Source organism: Chryseobacterium gwangjuense, assembly GCF_021311115.1.
Classification (GTDB): Bacteria; Bacteroidota; Bacteroidia; order Flavobacteriales; family Weeksellaceae; genus Chryseobacterium; species Chryseobacterium gwangjuense.
Map to the genome: position 1 here is coordinate 244,967 of NZ_JAJTNP010000006.1, position 25,643 is coordinate 270,609.

The window sequence follows — 25,643 nt, forward strand, 5'->3', positions numbered from 1 at the left end:
TTATCTTTGCAAAAAATTGGGCTCCAAAAGTTGGAGAAACCCATTAATAATCAAATTATTAAACATTTTTATGTCGAATATTGTCGCAATCGTTGGGCGTCCCAACGTAGGAAAATCCACACTTTTTAATCGTTTACTGGAAAGAAGAGAAGCTATCGTAGATTCTACTGCCGGTGTTACCAGAGACCGTCATTACGGGAAATCTGACTGGAATGGGGTAGACTTTACTGTGATTGATACTGGAGGTTATGATGTAAATAATGATGATGTTTTCCAGGGAGAAATTTCTAAGCAGGTTCAATTGGCAATTGATGAAGCTACATCTATCATTTTTATGTTAAATGTGGAGGAAGGTCTTACTGATACGGATTTCGAAATCCACGAGATGTTAAGAAGATCAAACAAACCGACTTACATAGTTATCAATAAAGTAGATTCTGCAAAAGAAGAAATTGATGCTACAGAATTTTACCAGTTAGGAATCGAAAAATATTATACTATTTCTTCTGCAACAGGTTCGGGAACAGGTGAGATTTTAGATGATATTGTCAGAGATTTCCCGACTACAGATTATAAAGATCCTTTTGAAGGATTGCCAAAAATTACAATTGCAGGTCGCCCCAATGTAGGAAAGTCTACACTGACAAACGCTTTGCTTGATACTGAGAGAAATATCGTTACAGATGTTGCGGGAACGACAAGAGATAGTATTCAGACGCTTTATAATAAATTCGGGCACGAGTTTGTATTGGTAGATACTGCGGGAATGAGAAGAAAATCTAAAGTAAATGAAGATTTGGAATTCTATTCTGTAATGCGTTCTATCCGTTCTATCGAATATTCTGATGTGGTGGTGATCATGGTAGATGCTACATTAGGATGGGAGTCTCAGGATATGAATATCTTCGGATTGGCTCAGAAAAACAGAAAAGGTATCGTGATTTTGGTTAACAAATGGGATCTTGTTGAAGATAAGCAAACGAACACGATCAGAGATTTTGAAAAATCAATCAGAGATAAAATCGGTCAGTTCAGCGATATTCCAATTTTGTTTGTTTCGGCTTTAACAAAGCAGAGAATTTTAAAAGCAGTTGACATGGCGATGCAGGTGTATGAAGACCGTAAGAAAAAGATCAAAACTTCAAAACTAAACGAAGTGATGCTTCCAATTTTCGAGGGAACTCCGCCACCAGCAAACAAAGGAAAATACATCAAAATCAAATATTGTGTACAGCTTCCAACGCCGTCACCACAATTTGTGTTCTTCTGTAACTTACCACAATACGTGAAAGAACCATACAAAAGATTTACTGAAAATCAGCTGAGAAAAGAATTCGGATTTACCGGAGTTCCAATTGAAGTGTATTTCAGACAGAAATAAATAATAAAACCCTTTTAGATTATTCTAAGAGGGTTTTTATTCTTAATTAAATTTTATATAAAAGCTTTCAAAATAATGAATACAGTTGTATTGTCAGAACAGTTTTCTTTAGTTAATACTTGGATCAATGAATTGAGAAATGTAGAAATCCAGCATGACCGAATGAGATTCCGCAGAAATATGGAAAGAATCGGGGAAATTGCGGCATTTGAAATCAGTAAAGGATTGGAACAAAAAGAAATTGAAATCCAGACTCCTTTAGATACAATTAGAGTAAAGGAAATTGCTGTTCAGCCTGTTATTACAACGATTTTAAGAGCTGGAGTTCCATTGTTTGAAGGGATTTTAAATTACTTTGATAAAGCTGATTGCGGATTCGTAGCTGCTTACAGAAAACATGATGCCAATGATTATTTTTCCATCAAACAGGATTATTTAACTTGTCCGAATATTGAAGGAAGGCCATTAATCGTTGGAGATCCGATGTTGGCCACCGGAGCCTCTTTAATCGAAGCTATCAAAGATTTATTAACTAATGGAAATCCGAGTCAGCTTCACGTTGTTGCAGCTATTGCTTCAAGGCAAGGTGTTGAAACCATAGAAAAAGCATATCCCAACGCAAAAATATGGGTGGGTACAATTGATGAAAATTTAACATCAAAAGGTTACATCACACCTGGATTGGGAGATGCAGGAGATTTGAGCTATGGAGAAAAACTTCAGAGATAATTTAAGAGAGATTCCAAAAATCTTTCATTAAATTCAATAATAAATTTGGTCGTACTTTATCCATAGGATGCTTTGTGTCGGGAAGTACGGCCAATTTTGCGTTTGGAAGGCTTCTGTATACTTCTGTGCTTTCTTCAAGAGTGACCATATTATCCTGATCTCCAACCATAATCTGAACGGGAATATTGATGGTTGATAAATTATTTTTCAAAGGTGGGTTTTTACCTAAGGAAACCATCATATCAGCAATCGCGGGAAGTAACTGTTTCCATTGTGTGCCGTGCTGTTTTTCCAGTAACCCTGCGTATTTTGGAATTTTTTCTGCAATCACATCAGGATTGAGCATTTTACTTTCTTTTATAGCTTGCTCTTCGTTCCAGTCAAATTTTGTTCCTAATGTAATGATGGAATTGATAGAGGAAGGGTTTTCCATAGCATAGCAAAGTGCAACATAGCCTCCCATGCTGTGTCCAAAAATAGAAACATCATTCAGTTTTTCTTTTTCAATAAATTCTTTTAATTCCTGAGTGTATGTTTCAATAGTAATTCCATTTTCAGGAAGCTGAACATATCCATGTCCTGAAAAAAGAGGTGTGTAAACGGTAAAATATTTTGAAAGTTCTTCTTTAAAAGACTCAAAAACTTCATGGTGACCTAAAGCTCCGTGCAATAAAATAAGATTTGGCATTATCATTAGTTTGTCGGAAAATTAAGAAAAAGATTTCAATAAATTACTTGAAATTTTATGTTCGAAATTACCTGAAACGTCACTTCGAGTAGATTTTGAAAAAATAGTATCGAGAAGTAACTTCTAAATGAAAATAGGTTTAGCTCAAATCAACGAAATAATTTAAAACTCGAATCCCGCATCCCGAAACTCAAAACATCAAACATCAATCGCCATCACCAAAACACTCACTTTATTATCTCCTGCATTTAAAATTTCCCAAGCAATTGTCGCTAAAGTATTTCCTGTAGTGAAAACATCATCAATCAATACAATATGCTTCCCGGAAACAGGTTGGGTGATAGAAAAAGGATTTTCCGCTTCCAGTCGATGTTGTTTATTTTTCAAAGCCTGAGCTTTTGAATAATGATTTCTCTTGAGCAGGTCATGACTAAAAGGAGTATTATAAAACTTCGACAACGTTTCGGTAAATAAATGCAATTGGTTGTAACCTCTTTCTTTCAGTTTTTTTGGATGTATCGGAACAGAAACTAATAGATCCGGTTTTTCGTTTTTAAAATCTAATCGTTCAGTTGTCCAATCGGCTACAATTTTTCCAACATTTTCCCGACTTTTATATTTTAATTCATGAACGATTTTCCGGCTTAAATTTTCTTTTTCAAATTGCATCAAAGCAAAAGCATTCTCAGCCGGGAAAAGTAAAGCGCATTTTTCTTTAATGAAATTGTTTTGGTGATAATTAAAATGAGTAAAGTGAATGTGCTCAAAACAAAGATTGCAAACCAGTAAATGGTCGTCAATAATTCGGTTACAGTGAATGCAACGATTTGGAAATAAGATATCTAAAATCATTTGTGTGTATTGAGAGACTAAAATATAAATTTTAGACAGAACACAAAAAATAAAATAATCTACAAAATATCTTTTCTTAATTTTTCAATAGAATTTTTCATGCTTGAATTAAAATGTTCCTTTTTCAACCGAACAGGTGGAGCTTGTCTTACTTCACAATCTGCAATACTGCAGGATTCACAGGTTACTCCCACATTGATGGTTTTCAAAGTTGGAGATTTGATGAAATTGATTTTTTTAATAGTCTGAGAATTCAATAAAATCCCTAAACAATAACTTCTGTTGCTTCCATCAGAAAACGGATTCTTCTGGGAAGTAGAGATCACCAGATAACTGAAACCCTGATCTTTATAATGTGAAATTTGGGCATCTGTCAACGTTTCGTTTTCCTTTAAGTGATACAGATTTTTCACGGCAATCCATCTTCTGCAATAATGTTCATTGGTGGCATTCGCATGTGGAGCTTGTTGATGGTTTAAGTGTAATTCCTTTAAAATCTGAATTTTATCTGAATTTTTCTTTTTAACCAAACATAAATAAAACAGATCCTTAATTCCCAATTCAGAAGAAAGAATGTTGGTTAGTCGATAATAAAATGTTTCAGGAGAATGAGTGAAATTTTCAATTAAATTTTCGAAACTTGAGGGTTTCCAATCATTTTCTAAGAAAAATTCAGAAGTTTTCTCAATAGTTTCTTTTTTTGAGATCAGTAAAGCACCTGCAAAATAAGAAGCGTAAAAATTATTCAAAATTTCTTCAAAACTCCCAAAATCCAGCCATGAATAAGTATTTGGACGATTTTTCAGTTCCAAAACGTTAAAGCCTATTTCTTTAGCAAGAATAAAAGTCTTTTGATCTTGCTCTAATTTTCTGTTCAAAAGCAATAGTTTTTTCTCAGGAACAAACAAAGAACGAAGTCTATCTAAAGTTTCATATTGCTCAAAATCTTCCGATTGAATTCTGTAATTGAATTTCTCAGTCAAAATGGTTTCTAAAATATCAGACTGTAAGTTTTTACTGATTTTCAATTGATTTTCTTCTGCAAATTGCATTACTTTTTCTTCAATTTCCGGAAAATAATTATCATACAATTCCTGAAATGAACGCATTACAGCAAAGTAAAACCGTTCTTTTCCTAAATTATAGTTCTGTGAAATTTCAATCAGGGCATTAATAAAAGCAGTCACTTTTTTGGGAGCATCACTGATGATACTGATAAGATTGTTTTTATTGATCCCAAAAAGTTCCAGTGGAATTTCTTTGAAAAAATCTGACTGTAGAATTTCATTAAAAGGAGCTAAGCTTTTATCCAGTTTTGTGGAAACCAGATCATCAAAAGTGCAGTTCAATGCTTCCGAAAGCTGAATGATCTTATCATGTTTCGGATATTTTTTTCCGTTTTCAATTTCATTAAGATAGGACTTGGATAATCCGGTTTTCACAGCAAGGTCTTGCAAAGACCAGTTTTTCTTTTGTCTTTGCTGTTTTAGTTTCAATCCGAAAACCGTTTTGATAAAGTCGCTGTCTGAATTCATAATTCAAATATAATATTTAGAAGCGATTTTTCGCATAATAATTTTAAAAATAAATTTAGCGAACGTTCGCTATTTGTGAAAATTTTTATTTATGTTTGTAATGTTGAATCACAAAATCAATAGGTTATGGAAACTAAAGTTCAATTAAAAATAAAGGGACAGCAGCAGTTTGAAGAGATTTTTACTCATGATTTAATCGATTTTTTGGTGGAGCTTCATCAGAATTTTAATCCGGGAAGATTAGAACTTTTGGAAGAAAGAAAAAAGACTCAGCAAAAATTTGATCAGGGAATTCTTCCGAAATTTTTACCGGAAACTGAAAAAATACGAAATGGAAATTGGGTATGTTCTCCTCTTCCTGAAGATTTGCTGGATAGAAGAGTAGAAATTACCGGACCTGTTGACCGAAAAATGATTATTAATGCTCTTAATTCTGGTGCATCAACATTCATGGCAGATTTTGAAGACAGTAATGCTCCAACCTGGAAAAACTGTATGGAAGGACAGATTAATCTTTCAGATGCAATTAATAGAAGGATTGATTTCACCAATGAAGAAGGAAAATCTTATCAGCTGAATGAAAAAACGGCTGTGTTACTGGTTCGTCCGCGAGGATTGCATTTAAATGAAAAAAATATTGAAATCAATGAAGAACAGGCTTCAGCTTCGTTAATTGATTTTGGAATTTACTTTTTTAGAAATGCAAAGAGCTTGTTAGAAAATGGAAGTGGTCCTTATTTCTATCTACCAAAGTTAGAGCATTACAAAGAAGCCCGTTGGTGGAATGAAGTTTTTAAGTTCTCTCAAAATTATCTGGAAATTCCACAAGGAAGTATTAAAGCAACGGTTTTGATAGAAACTATTACAGCTTCATTTCAGATCGACGAAATTTTATTTGAACTAAAAGAGCACAGCTCAGGTCTGAATTGTGGACGCTGGGATTATATTTTTTCATTTATCAAAAAATTCAGAAACCTTCCCGGATTTATGGTTCCGGACAGAGATCAGGTAACGATGGCTTCTCCTTTTATGAGTGCCTATTCAAAAAGAGTAATAGAGATTTGCCATAAAAGAAATGTTCATGCAATTGGAGGAATGGCTGCACAAATCCCGATTAAAAATGATTACGAAGCCAACAGCATTGCATTCGGAAAAGTGAGAAGTGATAAAGAACGAGAAGTGAAAAACGGTCACGACGGAACCTGGGTGGCGCATCCTGCTTTGGTTTCTGTGGCAAAAAACATTTTTGATCAGTTGATGTCTTCTCAGAATCAAATTGATAAAAAGTTTGATTATCAGATTACAGAAAATGATCTGCTTGAAGTTCCGAAAGGAGATATCACGGAAAAAGGAGTTCGTAAAAATATCAATGTAGGAATCCTTTACATCGAATCCTGGTTAATGGGAACAGGTGCTGCTGCAATTTATAATTTGATGGAGGATGCGGCAACAGCGGAAATATCGAGAACCCAAATCTGGCAGTGGTTAAAAAATGAAGCGGTATTAAGTGACGATAGAACGTTGACAAGAGAAATGATTCTTCAATGGGAATTTGAAGAACTGGAACGTATCGAAAAATATGTCGGTTCAGAACGATTTAAAAACGGCAAATTCAGTCTGGCAAAAGAGCTTTTCAATGAATTAATTTTCTGTGAAAACTTTGCAGAGTTTCTGACTTTAAAAGCATATCCATTTATATAAACGTGAAGATGGAAATTTCATAAAACTCGAATCTTATACCTCGAAACCCGAAACCCGAACCTCAAAATCTTAAACTTTAAACCCCAAATAATATGAAAACAAAACAAGAACAAATCCAGGAAATAGAAAAAGACTGGCTTGAAAACCCACGTTGGAAAGGAGTAAAAAGACCTTATACAGCCGAAGAAGTACTAAAACTTCGTGGTTCTTATAAATTAGATTACACGATTGCTACAGAGATGTCAAAGAAATTCTGGAACCAATTAAATACTCAGGATTTCGTAGCAGGATTAGGTGCTTTAACCGGTAATCAGGCAGTACAGGAAGTGGATGCCGGGTTGGAAGCGATTTATCTTTCAGGATGGCAGGTTGCGGCAGATGCAAACTTATCCGGAGAAATGTATCCTGATCAGTCTTTGTATCCGGCGAATTCAGTGCCTGCTGTGGTGAAAAAAATAAATAATGCTTTGCTGAGAGCAGATCAGGTTCAATCGGTGAATGGGGGTGGAGAAAAAGAATATTTGGTTCCGATTATTGCAGATGCAGAAGCGGGTTTTGGTGGGAATTTAAATGCTTATGAATTAATGAAACAGATGATTGAAGCCGGAGCCGCTGCAGTACATTTTGAAGATCAGCTGTCTTCTGCGAAAAAATGTGGTCATTTGGGCGGAAAAGTTTTGGTTCCAACTCAGGAAGCGATCAATAAATTAATTTCAGCTCGTTTAGCAGCTGATGTTTTAGGTGTTCCGTCTTTAATTATTGCAAGAACGGATGCTGATGCAGCAGATTTGTTGACTTCAGATATTGATGACAGAGATAAAAAATTTGTGACAGGGGAAAGAACTTCCGAAGGATTTTATGTAGTGAAAAACGGAGTAGAGCAGGGGATTGACAGAGGTTTATCTTATGCTCCGTATGCGGATTTGATCTGGATGGAAACGTCAAATCCTGATTTGGAACAGGCGAGAAGATTTGCAGAAGGAATTCATGCAAAATTTCCGGATAAAATGCTTGCTTACAATTGTTCACCGTCTTTCAATTGGGCAGCAAGGTTAAGTGTTGATGAAATGCTTAATTTCAGGGAAGAACTGGCAAAATTGGGGTACAAATTCCAGTTTATCACGCTGGCTGGTTTCCATGCATTGAATACAGCAATGTTTGAATTGGCTTTAGCCTACAAGGAAAAAGGAATGGCTGGTTATTCCGAATTGCAGGAGCGTGAATTTGCATTACAAAAACAAGGATTCAGGGCGGTAAAACATCAGTCTTTTGTAGGAACCGGATATTTTGATGAGGTTCAGAATATTGTAACCAACGGTTCTTCTGCAACGGTGGCTATGAAAGATTCTACTGAGACGGCACAATTTCATTAAAAGTCCCATTTTTAAATAAATTTATGGTCAAAGCCTTCTCTATTTCGGGAAGGTTTTGCCTTTTATGTCTTATTTTTGAGTAAATATTTGAAGAAGATGAGTTTGATTTTTGAAAAACAAATACAGGTTACGGAAGAACATATCGATGGAAATAATCATGTCAACAATGTTCAGTATGTACATTGGGTGGAAGAAATTGCCGGAGAACATTGGGATTTTGTAAAACATAAAACTGAGTTTTCAGAATTCGCATGGATGCTTCTCGATCATCACATTCAATATAAAAAACAGGTATATCTCAATGATATTATCACCATAAAAACCTATCCGAAAGCTCCTGAAGGAATTCGACAGCCGAGAAAAGTAGAATTTTACTGCAATGATCAATTAGTGGTGGATTCAAGTACACTTTGGGTTTTGGTAGATGTGGAAACGCAGAGAATTAAAAGATTGGAAAGTGATTGGCTGGATAAATTGTAAGAGTTAGGCTTTCATAAATGATAAAGCAAATTCAAAACTCAAATTCCTTATCTTTGCACTATGATACGTATTACAAAAATTTTTACATTCGAAACAGCGCATGTGCTGTACAATTATGATGGAAAATGTAAAAATATGCATGGACATTCCTATAAACTTTTTGTAACAGTGAAAGGAAAGCCGATTAATGATTTGGAGGATCCTAAAAATGGGATGGTAGTAGATTTTGGTGATATTAAAACGATCGTGAAATCTGAAATTGTAGATGTTTGGGATCATGCGGTGATGATTAATGCACTTTCTCCTCATAAAGAATTGGGAGAAGGGTTGGAAAATCAGGGACATAAAGTGATTTATTGCAGTTTCCAGCCGACTTGCGAAAATATGTTATACGCCATTGCGTCAAAAATAAAGTCGAGACTTCCAGAAGGAATTTCTTTGGCTTATCTTAAACTTCACGAAACAGAAAACTCTTACGGAGAGTGGTTTGCAGAAGATAATCAGTAATTTAAAACTAAAACGGTGTTAAAAACAATCATCAATTTAGAACCTGGAAGAAAAGTGTACTTTGCTTCAGATCAGCATTTTGGTGCGCCTAATCCTAAGGAAAGCAAAGTTCGTGAAGAGCGATTTATCCGTTGGATGGATGAAATTAAGCATGATGCTCAGATTTTGTTTTTAATGGGCGATCTTTTTGATTTTTGGCACGAATGGAAACATGTAATTCCAAAAGGTTATGTGCGTGTTTTAGGGAAAATAGCTGAATTAAAAGATCGTGGAATTCATATTTATTTTTTTGTAGGTAATCATGATTTATGGATGAAAGATTATCTGGAAGAAGAAATCGGATGTACAGTTTTTTATAAAAAACAATATTTTGAAATGGGCGGAAAGCAATTTCTTTTGGCTCATGGAGATGGTTTAGGACCGGGAGATAAAGGGTATAAAAGAATGAAAAAAGTCTTCACGAATCCTGTTGCTCAGTGGTTTTTTAAATGGCTTCATCCGGATATTGCGATGAAAATCGCATTGTATATGTCTCAGAAAAATAAAATGATTTCCGGAGATGAAGACAAAGAGTTTTTAGGGGAAGACAAAGAGTTTTTAATTATTTACTCTAAAAAGAAGTTGGAAACCGAAAAAATCGATTATTTTATTTACGGTCATCGTCACCTTCCGATGGTTTTGGATCTGCATGGAAAAGCGAAGTATATTAATTTAGGAGACTGGATTTCGTATTTTACATACGGTGTTTTTGAAAAAGACTTTGAACTAAAAACTTTTGAAGACAAGGCAAAAAAAATTACCCCATAAAGAGGTAATCTTCGGAACGAAAATTAATTCATTCCTGTTTTTAATCCATTTTCCGAAAATTTAAATGCAAGAATTTTACCAAAATTTACTTTAAATAATAAGAAATAGTTAAAATTTTTCATTTTTCACATAAGTGTTTCGTTTTGAGCTAATAATAAATTTAAAAGAATTGCGTACAATATTTGACATACAGACAGAACAGGACTTTTTGGCTGAATCATTAAGGGTTTTTCGTTACCAATATGAGAATATTGAAGTATACAGAAATTTTGTCACTTATCTTAATATAAATCCTGAAGAAGTAACTAAGCTTGAACAAATCCCGTTTCTGCCTATAGAAATGTTTAAGAATCATACGGTGATTGATAAAAATGTGAAGACCAATCTTTTCTTTCAGAGTTCAGGAACCACTCAGATGAATTTGTCAAAGCATTACATTGCTGATGAAAATATTTACCAGGAAAGTATTTATAAAAGCTTTGAACAGTTTATCGGGAAGCCAGGAGATTTTATTTTCCTTGGGTTGTTGCCAAGCTATCTTGAGAGGCAAAACTCATCATTGATTTATATGGTAGATTATTTAATGAAAAAATCTGCCAAACCTGAAAATGGATATTTCCTTTACAACCATTCAGACCTATTTGAATTATTAAATACGTTGAAAGATAAAAAAGTGATTCTTTTCGGAGTTTCCTTTGCATTATTAGACTTTTTGGATTATTGTCATTCCGAGCGAAGTGAGGAACCTCTGAATCTTCTTGAAAATCTGATCGTCATTGAAACCGGCGGAATGAAAGGAAGAAAAGAAGAAATGACAAAAGATGAACTGCTGAAAATTTTAAAAGAAGGCTTTAAAACCGAAAAAATCTATTCAGAATATTCTATGACTGAGCTTCTTTCTCAGGCGTATTCTTTGGGGAATAACGAATATGATTGTCCTAATTGGATGAAAATCATGGTCAGAAATACCGAGGATCCTTTTGCCTATGAAAAAGAAGGAAGGACCGGAGCTATTAATATTATTGATTTGGCGAACATTCATTCATGTTCATTTATTGCAACCCAGGATTTAGGTAAAATAATCGGAAATAAATTTCAGGTGCTAGGAAGGATCGACCATTCAGATATTCGGGGATGTAGCCTTCTTGTCTCTTAAAATATAAAATAAAAATCCTGTTAATGAATAACAGGATTTTTTATGTATTTAAGTTGTTGTTGCTTAATGAGCAAGTTCTTCTTCCTGATTTTTCTGAAGTAAGAATTTATAAATCAATCCGCCGACAATTCCTCCTAAAATAGGTGCTGCCCAAAATAGCCATAATTGGGAAATGGCATTTCCACCTACAAAAACAGCTTGAGAAAGTGATCTTGCAGGGTTTACAGAAGTATTGGTAATAGGAATTGAAATTAAATGGATTAAAGTCAAAGCCAGACCAATGGCAATTCCTGCAAATTTTCCGTTCGCATATTTATCCGTTGCGCCCATAATGATGATAAGGAAAAACATTGTCAAAAGAAACTCCGCCATAAAAGCAGCTCCCATAGAATATCCTTTTCCAAAATAGACGGCATCGCCGTAAAAGTTGGTGGCAAAAGCTCCGGGACCTGAAAAATCGGGTGTTCCCGAACCACTTAAAATAAAGTACAATGCACCTGCTGCAACAATAGCGCCTAAACACTGTGCTACAATGTAAGGAATAAGATCTTTTGCGGAAAATCTACCACCTGCTACAAGACCGAATGAAACAGCGGGGTTGAAATGCCCTCCGGAAATGTGCCCCACAGCATAAGCCATGGTAAGTACGGTAAGCCCAAATGCTAAAGCAACTCCTACCAGAAGTATACCCATTTGACCATTAGAAGCCGGAGCAATTTGTGAAGCAAAAATTGCGCTTCCGCAACCTCCGAAAACAAGCCAGAATGTGCCGAAAAATTCAGCGAAAAGTTTTTTTATCATATGATTATTTTGTAAGTTATTCCAAATTTATAATTAAAAATTAATATTTTACGTTAATTTTTTAAAATATTTGTATGTAATTTGAAATAATATTTTTAATTTAATAAATGGGTTGTGTGCTGGTTGAATACAACGATAGCACGGAATTTGAATGGGATAAGATAAATTGGTAATTTTCGTTTATAAATTCAAAAATCGGTTGAATGAAAAAGTATGTATGTGTGTTTTTCCTGTTTTTTATTTTTGGCTTTTATCATGCTCAAGCTGTAAAAAAAACAGTACCATGTTACGACCTTAGTGAGGTCATGAAAGTAGAACCTACTCCGTTATATAAACCGCATCTGGATGCCTCCAAAAGCTTTGGAATGAAACTTCTTAAAGATTCCAAAATGGTTCAGAAATATATCAATAATGGGAAGTTTCATAAAATAAAAAAAAGCGGGAAAGGCTATCGTGTGCAGAAACTGGATTACAGCAGAGCATGGATGGTCTCAAAAGGGAAATCAACGCTTGAAAAAATTGCGACCCGTTTCAGTAAAGAAACAAAAGGACATACATTTACGGTTTCATCCATTACAAGAACATTAGAAGATCAATGTCGTCTGAGAAGAGTGAATTCTAATGCCGCTATGGGAATCAGTTCTCATAATTACGGAAATTCTTTTGATATTTCTTATGTTCGATTTAATAATGTTTTAAAAAATAATCCTAAAATGGAATTGGCTCTGGAGAAGGTTTTAAAATATTATTATGATGCAGGAAGGATCTATTACATCAAAGAAAGACAGCAAAGTTGTTTCCATGTTACCGTAAGAAACTACTAACATTCGGGGTAGTGAATGGATGAGAATTTTTGGGAAATTTTTCTTTTCATTAAATTCATTTCTTTTTCCGTATTTTTGCACGCGAAAATTCATTATTCACTATTAATCATTATTTAACATGCTTTCGGTTCAAAGTCTAGGATTACATCATTCAGGAACATATCTGTTTCAAAACGTGAATTTCACAATAAAAAAGGATGATAAAATTGGTTTGGTTGGTAAAAATGGGGCGGGGAAATCCACTTTATTGAAAATGCTTTCCGGAGAAATCACTTTCTACGAAGGAAATGTAGTTCCTGAAGGAAATATTACGATCGGTTTCCTAAAACAGGATCTTGATTTCGTAAAAGGGAGAACGGTTTGGGCAGAAACCATGCAGGCTTTTGAACAGATCAACGCTTGGAAAGAAGAACTAGAGGAAGTGAATCATCAAATGACGGTAAGAACTGACTACGAAAGTGATTCTTATACGGATTTGATCAATAAAATGACCGAACTTAATGACCTTTTGATGCATCATGATGCCTACAATCTGGAAGGCGACATGGAAAAAGTTCTGTTTGGTTTAGGTTTTAAAGCAGATGATTTTCAAAAAATTACCGACGAATTTTCCGGAGGTTGGAGAATGAGAATCGAGCTGGCAAAATTGCTTCTTCAAAAGAACGATATCATGCTTCTCGATGAGCCTACCAATCACTTGGATATGGAATCGATCATGTGGCTGGAAAATTTCTTGAAAGATTATCCCGGAGCGATCGTTTTGGTAAGTCACGATAAGCAGTTCATGACGGCCGTTTGTAACCGAACTTTTGATGTGAATAACAAAAAAGTGGATGATTATAAGGCTAATTATTCTAAATATCTCATCATGCGTGAAGACCGCCGTGAAAAACTGATTCAGGCTAAAAAGAATCAGGATGCGGAAATCAAGCAGATGGAAGATAATATCAATAAATTCCGTGCAAGTGCTACCAAAGCTTCTTTTGCCCAGTCTTTAATTAAAAAATTAGATAAAATCGAACGTATCGAAGTTGATAATGAAGACGTTTCTAAGTTCAATATTCGATTTGTTCAGTCACAAGTTCCGGGGAAAATTATTTTTGAAGCTGAAAACTTAGGAAAAGCTTACGGCAAAAAGCAGATTTTTGATGATGTAGATTTCATTGTTCAGAGAGGAGATAGAATTGCACTTCTTGGACAAAACGGACAGGGGAAAACTACTTTGGCGAAAATTCTTGCCGGAGATATTAAAGATTATTCAGGAAACTGGAATCTTGGTCATAATGTAAATATCGGGTACTTTGCCCAAAATCAGGAGGAAGTTTTAACACCCAATAAAACCGTTCAGGAAGAAGCTGAAGATGCAGCAACAGAAGAAACAAGACCAAGAGTTCGTGATTTATTAGGATCTTTCTTGTTTCAGGGAGAAGCCGTAAATAAAAAAACAAAAGTACTTTCCGGAGGAGAAAGAAACCGTCTGGCTCTTTGTAAATTACTTTTACGTCCGTTCAACACTTTGATTATGGACGAACCTACCAATCACTTGGATATTCAGTCTAAGGAAATTATTAAGTTGGCTCTTCAGAAGTTCGAAGGTACATTGATTGTAATTTCGCACGACAGGGAATTCCTTCAAGGGCTTTGTGATAAAATCTATGAATTCCGTGATGGTAAAATGAAAGAATTCTTAGGGGATATCAACGAATATCTTGAATTCAGACAAAAAGAATCAATCAGAGAAATTTCTGCAGAGAAGGCAAAACTTCACAGTGAAGAACCGAAAGTTGAGGTTGAAAAAGTGGAAGAAAAACCAGTGGTTAGTAATACTCAATCTTCTGTAATTGTAAGCAAAGAACAAAAAAGTATTCAGAATAAACTGAAAAAAGTAGAAGAAAGAATTTCAGAACTTGAAACAAGAGTGGAAGAGTTTGAGGCTTCTTTTACCAAAGAAAATCCTTCTGAAGAAATTTTGGAAAAATATAATAAAACGAAAGAAGATTTAGATCTTGCTTTGCAGGAATGGGAACATTTGGGTTCTCAACTGGATTAGTTTTCTTTTGGATTGAAATAATAATATTGAGATGCTTCGACTTCGCTCAGCATGACACTACGGATAGTTTAATGTTAAATTTTAACAGTTAGTGTTAGCGCTGTCATCCTGAGCGGAGTCGAAGGATTTTTAAGGTATATTTTAAAAGAAATGTAACAAAACCTCAATCATTTCTACACATTACTCAAAATATTTTAATAAAACTTTAATCTAAAAGCTTAAATTATTTTTATAATTTTGACACATGATTTTTAAAGAAAGCAGAAATCTAAAGAATTTTATTTCCAAATTGTTGTTTGGAATATATTTTCTTGCGCTGTTTTCTCAAAACTTTCACAGTCACAGTTCAGAAGAGGTTTTTAAAGGTTTTAACTTTAAAAAATCAGAAAATACCATTACAAAAAATGTAGTGAAAGAAAAAGCGGCTGATTGTTTGGCTTGTCATTTCTTAGCTACCGCACATACTTTGGTTCCTGAAGAATTCAGTTTTTCTTTTGAAAATTACACTCATGAAGTAAAGCAAATTATTGCTGTTCAGGAGAAAATATGGTCACAGACTAAATTTACATTTCAACTTCGCGGTCCTCCCGCAATTTCATAATTCATAGATTCTTTTCGGATTTTTTTGACTTAAATTTTTAAAATTTAAATATTTTTTTGGTGGAAATTTAAACCATTAAGGATCGTTAAATGATTAAGAATTTTAAATGTAATGCATTGATTCATATTGATTAATATTAATTGAGTATTTCATTTCCAAAAAAATCCAATCAACAAATTTTTTTCGAAAAAATGTACTTTACAACAAGTACGTAATCAATCTATTTAACAATGAAATTGATATATAGCTTTATGCTGATCCTTTGTGGATTTGCATTTACAAACGCACAACAGACTTTTTCTGTAGAGGGAACTGTTCAGGATTTTCATGACAAAACGATGTTGGAAAATGCGGTGGTGAAAATTGGTGACTTTGCTACAAAAACAGACAAAAAAGGAAAGTTTTCTTTTGATAAAATTCCTGCAGGAAAATATATACTCATTGCCAAACATCCTGATTGTAATGATTATACTGAAAATATAGGAGTTACTCAGGATTTGCATTTGACAATTACTCTTGAGCATCATATTCAGGATATTGAAACAGTAACCATTCACGGAAGCCATAAAAGCAACGGTTCTTTGGTGGTAAAAACGCTTGATAAGTCTGAAATTGATAGAAATTCTACAGATAATCTGGGTAATTTATTGACTAAAATTTCGGGGGTAAGTGCTCTGAAAACAGGAAGTAATATTTCAAAACCAATCATTCACGGACTTTACGGAAGCCGAATTTCCATTCTGAACAATGGGGTAAAACTAGCGGAACAGGAATGGGGAGTTGAGCATGCACCGAATGTTGATATTAATAATTTTCAACATATTGATGTCATTAAAGGAGCTTCTGCTTTGAAGTACGGAAGTGATGCAATTGGCGGGGTTGTGGTAATGGAACCTGAAGTTTTTCCTAAAAAAGACACGATTAAAGGCTCTGTAAATCTTTCCGGAATTTCTAACGGGAAAGGCCTTGGAGTAGAAGCCGATATTGCTAAAATATGGAAAAACGGATGGGCTGTGAAAACAGGAGGAAGCATCAAAAAATTAGGGGATCAGCATACTCCCGATTATAATTTGATGAATACAGGAATGGATTTTTCTTCATTTAATTTTACAGTTCAGAATAATACCTATGAAAGAGGAATTTCATTTGATTATTATTTAACGAACCAAAATATTGGAATTTACAGAGGTTCTCACGTTGGAAATAATGAAGATTTCTATAATGCAATCACTTCAAATATCCCGGCTTATACAGGAGATTTCAGTTATAATATTGATAATCCGAGACAGGTTATTGAGCATCATATTGCAAAAGTTTCTGCCTTCAAAAGATTTGAAAATATTGGGAAAGTTTCTGCAACGTATAGCTATCAGTTTAATCACAGACAGGAATATGATATCAGAAGAGGGGAATTGAAAGATACCCCATCTCTTGATCTGGAGTTAATGACCCATCAGTTTAATCTTAATGATTTGCTGGAAAGAGGAAAATTCTCTTTGGAAACCGGAATTGATGCAAGTTTTCAGAATAATTATTCGGATCCTTCGACAAAAGCAAGACGTCTGATCCCGAATTATGATAAATATGCTGCAGGATTCTATTCGATCTTTAAATATAAAATCTCCCATGATTTTAATGTGGAAGCAGGGGCGAGATATGATTTTACCCGTTATGATGTGACGAAATGGTATGATAAAAGTGATTGGGAAAGTCGATATGCTGATTTGTATCCGGAGTTTTATGTGAAAACGGATCAAAACAGAATTCTGACACGTCCTCAATTGAATTACCAAAACTTTTCGTTCAATGCGGGATTAGAATATCGACCGAATGCAAATTTTGATCTGAAATTTAATTATGCAAAAGTGGGAAGAACCCCAAATATTGCTGAATTATTTTCGGATGGACTGCATCATTCGGCTTCTGTGATCGAAATTGGAGATATGGGACTGAAAAGCGAACAGGGACATCAGTTTAATTTAACCATTGACTCAAGATTCAATGTATTAAAAGGATTAAATGTTTCTGTGAACCCTTACCTTTTTATTACCAAAAACTTTATCAATGAAGTTCCGACGGGAGTACAGAATACAATCAGAGGCGTATTCCCTGTTTGGTCTTATCAACAAATTGATGCTAAAATGTATGGTGTAGATTTAGATGTCAGTTTTAAACTTACGGATTATCTTACCTATGTCGGAAAAGGAAGTTATGTGTACGGACAGGATGATACACACAATGTTCCTCTGATCCTAATGATGCCGTCTAATTTTTCAAATGCATTGCAATTCAATAAAGAAAACTGGAATCATTTTTATTTTACTTTGGAAAACCAAACCTTTCTAAAACAAAACAGATTCCCGGTTTATAATGCCACTGTTCCTGTTTATGTAAATGGGGAAGAAGAGCAAAAAGAAGTTGATTTGAGTACTCCGCCAAACGGTTATTCTCTTTGGAATATCCAAACGGGGATCAATATCAGCAAAAACCTTTCTGCAGGTCTTATTGTGAACAATCTTTTTAATATTTCGTACAGAGATTATCTGAATCGTATGAGATTTTTCGCAGATGAGGCAGGAAGAAACTTTATTCTAAACTTTAGATACAGATTCTAAAGGATTCAAAATTATTTTATACACAATTTACAATCTTAAAATTTTAAACAAATGAAAGTATTCAATACTAAAAATATATTTACATTATTAGCTGTTTTATTTATTGCTGTTACTGTCGTTTCTTGTCAGAGAGACGGTTCAGCAGCTGAAGATGATCTTCCGCAAGAAGATCTTACCAATATCATTTTAAAAGTAAGAGACATTTCACCGGGAAGCACGGCTGCCGCAATACCATATAATTACAGTATGGGAGCGGGTGGATCTCCGTCTATCAAATTGGAGGACGGAAAAACATATGAAGTCATTGCAGAATTTAGAAATGGGAATGATGATGCTACTAAGGAAATCAGAGATGCAAAAGATGAACACTTTTTAATTTTCAACTTCCCAAATTCTGATATTTCCTTGACCCGTACAGACGATGCTTCTTCTACAAGAGCAGATGGAAAACGTGTAGGTTTAAGAACAGAGTGGGTTGTAAACAAAGCTAAAAAGAATCCATCTGCAACAAGTCAGCTGATCTTTACATTATATCATGAGCCTGCAAGTGTGACTGAAGATTCTAATGTAAGTGGGAATGGAGTCGTGTTCGGAACTCAGGTTGGAGGTGAAACCGATGCTCAGGCAAACTATAATATTACTAATTAATATATCTTTTAATCTTGTTAACAAAGCCACTGAATTTTTCGGTGGTTTTGTATTTAACAATATTTGGCTTTTTAAGTTGATTTTAAATGAGTGATTTTCATAAAATTTTCATATTTTTGCAACCTAAAATTTTAATCAATAATGAAGGTTACTGCAAAAAACCATGATGATGTAAGTGCATTACTTACAGTGACATTGGAAAAATCTGACTATAAGGAAAAAGTTGAGAAACAATTGATTAATTATGCTAAGAATGCACAAGTTCCTGGTTTCAGAAAAGGGAAAGTGCCTTTGAGTATGGTTAAAAAACAATATGAAGCTGGTATTGCTTTTGAAGAAATCAACAAGCAGGTTTCTGATGCTTTGAACGGTTATGTTAACGAAAACAAACTAAGATTAGTAGGTCAGCCAGTTCCTCAGCCAGTAAACGAATTCGATTACAATGCTGATCAATTGGAAGTTGCTTTTGAAGTAGGATATGAGCCTGCATTCACGATCGACTTGGCTAAATATGAAGCTCCTCACTACAAAGTAGAGGCTTCTGAAAAAGAAATCAATAAGAGTATTGAGAACATGCAGAAGCGTTTTGCTGAGCAGGCTCCTCAAGACAAAATCAATAAAGATTCTTACATCGCTCTAGAAGTTTCTCAGGTTGTTGAGGAAGATGCAGAAGGAGAGCACCACCACCACCCAAAGAACGTTACAATTACAGCTGAAAACAAAGAAGCTTTCAAATTAGTGAAATCTTTGAAAATGGACGGATCTGTAAAAGTTTCTAAAGAAACTCTTGCTGGTGACGAAGAATTGGCGAAAGAATTAGGATTCTCTAAAGAGGAAGTTGAGCACTTACACCACGCTGAAGTTGAGGTAAAAGTAAAAGATTTCTATGGTCTTAACTTAGCTGAATTAAATGAAGATTTATTCAACAAAGTTTACGGAGAAGGAAACATTAAGTCTGAAGAAGAACTTAAAGAAAAAGTAAAATCAGAATTAGACGAATATTTCCAACAAAATGCTGATGTTCATTTCGTAAACAAAGTATTGGAACAGGTTTCTGAAAAAGAAGAAGTAAAACTTCCTGAAACTTTCTTAGTAAAATGGTTACAGTTCTCTAATCAGAACATCCAGTCTGAAGAGCAGGCTAGAGAAATTCTTGAAGCTGAGAAAAACCAGTTGAAATATCAGATCATTGAAGGAAAATTGATGACGGATAACGAAATTCAATTAGACTATGCTGATGTTTTGGCACAAGCTGAGCAATTGGTAAGAAATCAGTTGGCTATCTACGGAATCCACCACTTAGGTGATGAGGAAATCCAGAAATATGCTGTTGAAATGTTGAAAGATCAGGAACAAGTAAGACAAATTTCTTCTGAAGTAGCTATGGCTAAGTTGAAAGATGTAATTCTTGAAAAAGCAACTAAGAAAGAAACTGTAATTTCTCACGACGAGTTTTTAGAAGAGCTTAAAAAATAATTTATTTTAAGTTTAAAATAAATAGTACAAAGCCACCAATATTTTGGTGGCTTTTGCATTGGTATCTTTTCAATATTATTATCTTTACATTCTAAATTTAATATATGAAAAAGATTATAATTCCGTTTTTCTGTGCAGTCCTTTTTTCTACTTCAGTAAATGCTCAGCAAAAATCGGCTCCTGTAAAAGCATCCGCTGTACAAGCTGCAATCACTCCTCAACAAGTTATTGATAAATATTATAAAGGCTTAGGAGGAAAGGATAAATTATTAGCGATCAAAACTTCAATTATAGATAATACACTTTCTATACAAGGTATGGAAGTTACTATGACGACTAAGAAGATGGGAAATAAATTCAGATCTGAGCAGTCGATGATGGGACAAAAAATGATTCAGGTTTTTGACGGTGAAAAAGGATATGCAGATCAGATGGGACAAAAAATGGATATTCCTGCGGATAAAATTCCTGAGCTTAAAAAGAGCAAAGTTATTGATGCATTAGGATATGATGCTTCCACTTTTAAAACCGCAAATGTGGAAAAAATAGATGGAAAGGATTATAATGTTTTAACTTCTGATAAAGGTAAATTCTACTTCGATGCTGCTACAGGATTATTATATAAATCTGAAGCTAAAGAAGGAAATGCATTGGTGAAGAGTTATATGACAGTAGACGGAATTCAATTCCCTGCTGAGATTGAAGCAGAAGGAAACGGTCAGAAAGTTACGATCAAAACAACAAAGGTAGTTCTTAACTCAGGAGTTACTGACGCTGATTTTAAATAGTATTTTTACTACTTAACATAATAAACCGGGCTTTTGTCCGGTTTTTTTATGGACTGGAAAAATTAACTCTATTTAACTCAAATTTAACTCTATATAAGAATAAAACATTTCCTCCTGTTGTGAATAATTTATATTTTTAATCCGAAAAAAATTAATAATTATTACTATGAAGAAAATGATATCCTCATTTGCAGTCCTTTTCCTGATGTCTGCAAATGGCTTTGCTCAGAATATTCCGGCAGATCCTTCTGTGAGAATAGGAACTCTTTCCAACGGAATGAAATACTATATTAAAAAGAATACCCTTCCTGAAAAAAAGGTAGACTTCAGACTAGCCATTAATGCAGGATCTATTCTTGAAGATGAAAACCAAAGAGGACTTGCTCACTTTATGGAGCACATGAACTTTAACGGAACTAAGAATTTCCCGGATAATAAATTGGTAGATTTTCTTCAGTCAATAGGAGTGAAATTCGGACAGCATCTTAATGCCTATACTGGTTTTGACGAGACGGTTTATATGCTTCCTGTACCTTTAGACAAACCCGGAAATCTTGATGCAGGTCTTAAAGTAATGGAAGACTGGGCTTTCAATGCGATACTTTCTGACGAACAAATTAATAAAGAAAGAGGAGTTGTATTGGAAGAATTGAGATTAGGTTTGGGAGCTGATAAAAGAATGTCGGATAAATATTTACCAAAACTATTATACAATTCTCAATACGCAAACCGACTTCCGATTGGTAAAAAAGAAGTATTGGAAAATTTTAAACCCGATGTTATAAGAAAATTCCATCAGGATTGGTACAGACCGGATTTGATGGCAATTGTAGTCGTAGGAGACATTAATGTAGATGAAATTGAAAAAAAGATCAAAGATAATTTCAGCAAATACAAAAATCCGTCTAAGCCAAAAGACAGAAAAATTTTTGATCTGCCAAACCATAAAGAAACATTAGTTGCTATAGAAACAGATCCGGATGCAACCAATTCTGCGGTTAGGTTTACGATGAAAGATTCGGAAGCGTATAAACCGGATGTAACCATTGAGCAATACAATCAGAGCCTTGTTAAAAATCTGGCAACGACCATGTTGAACAACAGACTGAGAGAATTAATCAATTCCAATAATCCACCTTTCACGTTTGGATCTGTTTATCATGGCGGAACGTACGCCAGAACAAAGGAGGCTTTTCAAGGGTTTGCCATGACAAAAGAAGGAGATCAGCTGAACGGGCTTACCGTACTGTTAACAGAAGTGGAAAGAGCTAAGAAATTCGGATTCACACAATCTGAGCTCGACAGGGCTAAATCTCAGGTTTTATCAAACCTTGAAACATCTTATAACAACAGAGACAAAACGGAAAGTGATATGCTTGTGGATGAATATGTAAGAAACTTTTTGGAGCAGGAACCCATGCCGGGAATTGCTTGGGAATATGAAGATACCAAATCATTCTTACCAAGTGTAACCTTAGCACAAACCAATGAGATTATCAAGAAATTTGTGAAAGACGACAGCAGGGTCATTGTAATTACAGGCCCTAAAAAGGATAATGTTAAAATGCCTACAGAAGCGATGGTTCTTAATGTTTTTGAATCTGTGAAAATGGCAGATATTAAGCCTTATGAAGAAAAAGCGACGATTAAAAATCTTGTAAAGCCGTTTAAATCTGAAGGTAAAATCGCTAAAACAGAAACAGATGCAAAGCTGGGAACAACAACCTGGACATTGAGCAACGGAGCAAAAGTTACGTTCAAGAAAACTGACTTTAAAGATGATGAAATTGTTTTTTCGGCAAGAAGCTTGGGAGGGAACTCATTATTAAATGATACGGATTTCAATAAAACACAATTTGCTTATCAGGCTTTAACGGAAGCAGGCGTAAATGGTGCTTCTAAAGCAGACCTTACGAATTATTTGGCAGGAAAGCAGGTGAATGTAACTCCATATATCAGCAGTACATTGGAAGGGGTATTTGGGAGAACAACCCAAAAAGATCTGAGTACTGCAATGGAATTGACGTATGCTTATTTTACGGGATTAAATTACAGTCCTGAAGCATTTAATGCTTACAAAATAAAGCAAGCTGCAATGCTGAACAATCTTTTATCGAATCCGCAGACTTACTTTGCAAGCGAGCATGCTAAATTTACCAATCAGAAAAATCCAAGATTCATCGGAATTCTTCCGTTGGAAAAAGATTGGGAGGCAACTGATTACAAAAAAGCGTATGATGTTTACAAAGAGAAATTTGCCAATGCAGGAAACTTCCATTTTTATTTTGTAGGAAATATTGATGAGGCTAAATTTAAAAATGAAGTTCTACAATATATTGCAAGTTTACCGACAACAGGAAAAACGACAAACTTCAAAGACACAGGTTACAGATCAATTACCGGAGATCATACCAAAGTATATAAAAAAGGAAAAGATCCTAAGAGTATGGTTCAAATCGTTTACTCAGGAGAAACTCCTTATAACGAGAAGGAAGCTTTGGCTCTTTCAGCTCTGGGTGAAGTGGCTACCATCAAAGTAATTGAAAAACTTAGAGAAGACGAGAGCGGTATCTATGGTGGCGGAGCGAGAGGTGGAATGTATAAAGTTCCTTACAGTAATTATAATTTCAGCGTAAGTTTCCCTTGTGGACCTGAAAACGCGGATAAACTGACGAAAAGTGCTATTGCAGAACTTCAGAAACTGATCGATAAAGGTCCTGAACAAAAAGATCTTGATAAGTATAAAGAAGGCGAGATGAATGATTATAAGACAGACATCAAAGACAATAACTATTGGATGAATGCTTTGTCTAAAAACCAACTGGATGGAAGTGATAAATATGAAATCCTTAATTATCAGGAAAAGGTAAAAGCGCTTACCGTAAAAGATCTTCATGATGCTGCCAAAAAATATCTGACTAAAAACAGAGTAGTGGCTACTTTAATGCCGGAAGACGGTTGGGAAAATGCTAAAAAAGAAGAGGGAAAACCTGCTGTAATTAAAGCAAGTGTTTCCAACTAAAATAGTAAAGATAAATTTGAATAAAAAAACCGCAGAAATTTTCTGCGGTTTTTTTATGATATAAGTGAGGATAATTTCTAATACAAAATTGTTGTAAAAACTAAGAACCATACTCATTCTTCCATTCATCAGCTACTTCGCTCAGAACATTATAAAATTCTTCGCCGTATTTTCTGATAAGTGGAGTTTTTAAGAACTTATACACAGGTACTTGTAATTCCTTTCCAAGCGTGCAGGCATCACTGCATACATTCCATTCATGATAATTAAGAGCTGTAAATGTAGAATATTCGGTAATACGGATAGGGTAAAGGTGGCATGAAATTGGTTTTTGCCAATCTACAGCACCGTCTTCATACGCTTTCTCAATACCACATTTAGTAATACCTTTTTCGTCAAAGGTTACATAAGCGCACTCGCGATTTTCAACCATTGGGGTTACATACATTCCATCAGATGGGTCTGTTGTCCAGGTCCCTTGCTCTTCCAGTGCTTGTATTCCTTCTGGTGTCAGATAAGGTTTTATTTTATCAAAAATAGTGTCTAATATTTCAAGCTCATCTTTATCTAGCGGAGCTCCTACATCTCCTTCCACACAACATGCTCCCTTACATTTGCTAAGGTTGCAAACAAACTCTTCGGAAAATATATCCTCAGAAATTAATTTATCGTCTATCTGAATCATAATCTTTTAAAAAATATCAAAATAAGTTTCTGCTTTAAACATCACTAGGCTTAAAATAATAAGCCACAAACTCACTTCCTGCATCCAATACTTAGGAAGGAACTTTAACATTCTACTTAGAATAATACTGACAGGAAATGCCAATAGTAATAAGTATTCATAACTCTTATTCATATACAGAATAATCGTAACCAGTTGTGCTAATGAAAAAACCAGTAAAAAAGTATATTTATATCTGCTTATCGGACTTTTCTTATTGTAATTGCTAAAGTGGTCATATATCGCATAGATAAGAAGCAATACAACAGGAATTAAAGGAAAAATCTCGTGATAATCTGTAATAATCTTCATTTTTCCAAAAGGGAAATAGTCAAGATTCCAAGTCGTGAAATCAAGAAAATACATCGTAGATAGATAGCTGGTTGCAATAAGAAGGACTCCCAATAAAAATCTGATAATATTCAAACCTACTCTTTCTGAAGTTGCAATAACGTGTATTAGAACAAAAATCGCCATAGGCCAGGTCGTAGGGAGAAATATAAAATTAAGAGCTACAATGGAACCTACCAATACATAAGATTTTTTTCTTACATCTTCATTGATACTTGTAAGAAGAAGTAAAAGAAAAGAATTGGTAAGTAGAGCTACAGCAATACCTATATCCATGACTCCAGGATATAAGCCGAAAATAAAAAATGTATATAAAAATAATGGAAGATGAGTCTGATAATTAAGGGCAATCGTGTGAAAACAAAAATATGCCAAAGCAATTCCCAAAAAAGTAATTCCGGCAATAATTGCTTCATAAGTATTGAAATTCAGTATGTTAAATATGATTACTATAAAAAGAAGAAAAACAATATAGACCGGTATCGAAAAAATATTGCTTTCTTTTGAAAGTAATTTAAACATTTTTTATAAATT

General features: G+C 34.5%; 22 protein-coding genes. 16 read left to right on the forward strand and 6 right to left on the reverse strand.

The genetic code is table 11. From position 1 onward, the window contains the following. Positions 1-70: 70 nt before the first annotated feature. Both der and upp read left to right on the forward strand, forming a co-directional pair. Complete coding sequence (der, locus tag LV842_RS13460) at positions 71-1,381, forward strand: ribosome biogenesis GTPase Der (RefSeq protein WP_233111958.1); 1,311 nt, start codon at positions 71-73, stop codon at positions 1,379-1,381. Positions 1,382-1,456: 75 nt separating this feature from the next. Further along, the gene (gene upp / locus LV842_RS13465) at positions 1,457-2,110 is read left to right on the forward strand and encodes a uracil phosphoribosyltransferase (RefSeq protein WP_233111959.1); all 654 of its coding nucleotides are present in this window, start codon (positions 1,457-1,459) and stop codon (positions 2,108-2,110) included. 1 nt (position 2,111) lies between these two features. Here upp and LV842_RS13470 read toward each other — a convergent pair whose 3' ends face one another. The 3 genes from LV842_RS13470 to LV842_RS13480 all read right to left on the reverse strand — a co-directional run bounded on the left by LV842_RS13470 (position 2,112) and on the right by LV842_RS13480 (position 5,185). Then, positions 2,112-2,798 (reverse strand): alpha/beta fold hydrolase, encoded by a 687-nt coding sequence (locus LV842_RS13470; RefSeq protein ID WP_233111960.1) that lies wholly within the window; start codon positions 2,796-2,798, stop codon positions 2,112-2,114. 198 nt (positions 2,799-2,996) lie between these two features. Further along, the gene (locus tag LV842_RS13475; RefSeq protein WP_233111961.1) at positions 2,997-3,650 is read right to left on the reverse strand and encodes a ComF family protein; all 654 of its coding nucleotides are present in this window, start codon (positions 3,648-3,650) and stop codon (positions 2,997-2,999) included. A 59-nt stretch (positions 3,651-3,709) separates the two neighbouring features. Beyond that, positions 3,710-5,185 (reverse strand): helix-turn-helix domain-containing protein, encoded by a 1,476-nt coding sequence (locus LV842_RS13480; protein WP_233111962.1) that lies wholly within the window; start codon positions 5,183-5,185, stop codon positions 3,710-3,712. 126 nt (positions 5,186-5,311) lie between these two features. Between LV842_RS13480 and aceB the strand changes: the two genes are divergently transcribed. From aceB to LV842_RS13510, 6 genes are all read left to right on the forward strand, one after another. Continuing rightward, on the forward strand, positions 5,312-6,886 hold the full coding sequence (gene aceB / locus LV842_RS13485; protein WP_233111963.1) for a malate synthase A: 1,575 nt from the start codon (positions 5,312-5,314) through the stop codon (positions 6,884-6,886). 92 nt (positions 6,887-6,978) lie between these two features. After that, positions 6,979-8,259, forward strand: coding sequence for an isocitrate lyase (aceA, locus tag LV842_RS13490; protein WP_233111964.1), 1,281 nt, complete (start codon positions 6,979-6,981; stop codon positions 8,257-8,259). A gap of 96 nt (positions 8,260-8,355) precedes the next feature. After that, positions 8,356-8,739 (forward strand): acyl-CoA thioesterase, encoded by a 384-nt coding sequence (locus tag LV842_RS13495; protein WP_233111965.1) that lies wholly within the window; start codon positions 8,356-8,358, stop codon positions 8,737-8,739. A 60-nt stretch (positions 8,740-8,799) separates the two neighbouring features. Further along, complete coding sequence (locus LV842_RS13500; protein ID WP_233111966.1) at positions 8,800-9,246, forward strand: 6-pyruvoyl trahydropterin synthase family protein; 447 nt, start codon at positions 8,800-8,802, stop codon at positions 9,244-9,246. A 15-nt stretch (positions 9,247-9,261) separates the two neighbouring features. Beyond that, positions 9,262-10,053 carry a UDP-2,3-diacylglucosamine diphosphatase gene (locus LV842_RS13505; RefSeq protein ID WP_233111967.1) on the forward strand — a complete coding sequence of 264 codons (792 nt, stop codon included), beginning with the start codon at positions 9,262-9,264 and terminating at the stop codon, positions 10,051-10,053. A 169-nt stretch (positions 10,054-10,222) separates the two neighbouring features. Beyond that, the gene (locus tag LV842_RS13510) at positions 10,223-11,209 is read left to right on the forward strand and encodes a long-chain-fatty-acid--protein ligase (protein WP_233111968.1); all 987 of its coding nucleotides are present in this window, start codon (positions 10,223-10,225) and stop codon (positions 11,207-11,209) included. Positions 11,210-11,272: 63 nt separating this feature from the next. Here LV842_RS13510 and aqpZ read toward each other — a convergent pair whose 3' ends face one another. Continuing rightward, positions 11,273-12,010, reverse strand: coding sequence for an aquaporin Z (gene aqpZ / locus LV842_RS13515; protein ID WP_262909427.1), 738 nt, complete (start codon positions 12,008-12,010; stop codon positions 11,273-11,275). 203 nt (positions 12,011-12,213) lie between these two features. Here aqpZ and LV842_RS13520 point away from each other — a divergent pair, with 203 nt between their 5' ends. The 8 genes from LV842_RS13520 to LV842_RS13555 all read left to right on the forward strand — a co-directional run bounded on the left by LV842_RS13520 (position 12,214) and on the right by LV842_RS13555 (position 24,034). Further along, on the forward strand, positions 12,214-12,834 hold the full coding sequence (locus LV842_RS13520; protein ID WP_233111969.1) for a DUF5715 family protein: 621 nt from the start codon (positions 12,214-12,216) through the stop codon (positions 12,832-12,834). 118 nt (positions 12,835-12,952) lie between these two features. Beyond that, a complete protein-coding gene (locus LV842_RS13525) occupies positions 12,953-14,884 on the forward strand; it encodes an ABC-F family ATP-binding cassette domain-containing protein (RefSeq protein WP_233111970.1) in 1,932 nt (643 codons plus the stop codon). Between the two features lie 244 nt (positions 14,885-15,128). Beyond that, positions 15,129-15,485 carry a hypothetical protein gene (locus LV842_RS13530; protein ID WP_233111971.1) on the forward strand — a complete coding sequence of 119 codons (357 nt, stop codon included), beginning with the start codon at positions 15,129-15,131 and terminating at the stop codon, positions 15,483-15,485. 230 nt (positions 15,486-15,715) lie between these two features. Next, on the forward strand, positions 15,716-18,100 hold the full coding sequence (locus tag LV842_RS13535) for a TonB-dependent receptor (protein ID WP_233111972.1): 2,385 nt from the start codon (positions 15,716-15,718) through the stop codon (positions 18,098-18,100). Positions 18,101-18,151: 51 nt separating this feature from the next. After that, positions 18,152-18,748, forward strand: coding sequence for a hypothetical protein (locus LV842_RS13540; RefSeq protein ID WP_233111973.1), 597 nt, complete (start codon positions 18,152-18,154; stop codon positions 18,746-18,748). A gap of 141 nt (positions 18,749-18,889) precedes the next feature. Next, positions 18,890-20,224, forward strand: a complete 1,335-nt coding sequence (locus LV842_RS13545; RefSeq protein WP_233111974.1) for a trigger factor — start codon at positions 18,890-18,892, stop codon at positions 20,222-20,224. Between the two features lie 104 nt (positions 20,225-20,328). After that, a complete protein-coding gene (locus LV842_RS13550) occupies positions 20,329-21,012 on the forward strand; it encodes a hypothetical protein (RefSeq protein WP_233111975.1) in 684 nt (227 codons plus the stop codon). A gap of 166 nt (positions 21,013-21,178) precedes the next feature. After that, complete coding sequence (locus LV842_RS13555) at positions 21,179-24,034, forward strand: M16 family metallopeptidase (RefSeq protein ID WP_233111976.1); 2,856 nt, start codon at positions 21,179-21,181, stop codon at positions 24,032-24,034. Between the two features lie 100 nt (positions 24,035-24,134). On the opposite strand, the gene LV842_RS13560 is transcribed toward LV842_RS13555, so the two are convergent. Together LV842_RS13560 and LV842_RS13565 are read right to left on the reverse strand one after the other, a co-directional pair. Beyond that, complete coding sequence (locus LV842_RS13560; RefSeq protein ID WP_233111977.1) at positions 24,135-24,719, reverse strand: DUF3109 family protein; 585 nt, start codon at positions 24,717-24,719, stop codon at positions 24,135-24,137. A 6-nt stretch (positions 24,720-24,725) separates the two neighbouring features. Then, entirely contained in the window at positions 24,726-25,631 is a 906-nt protein-coding gene (locus LV842_RS13565; RefSeq protein ID WP_233111978.1) for a DUF6427 family protein, read from the reverse strand. Between the last annotated feature and the right edge of the window lie 12 nt (positions 25,632-25,643).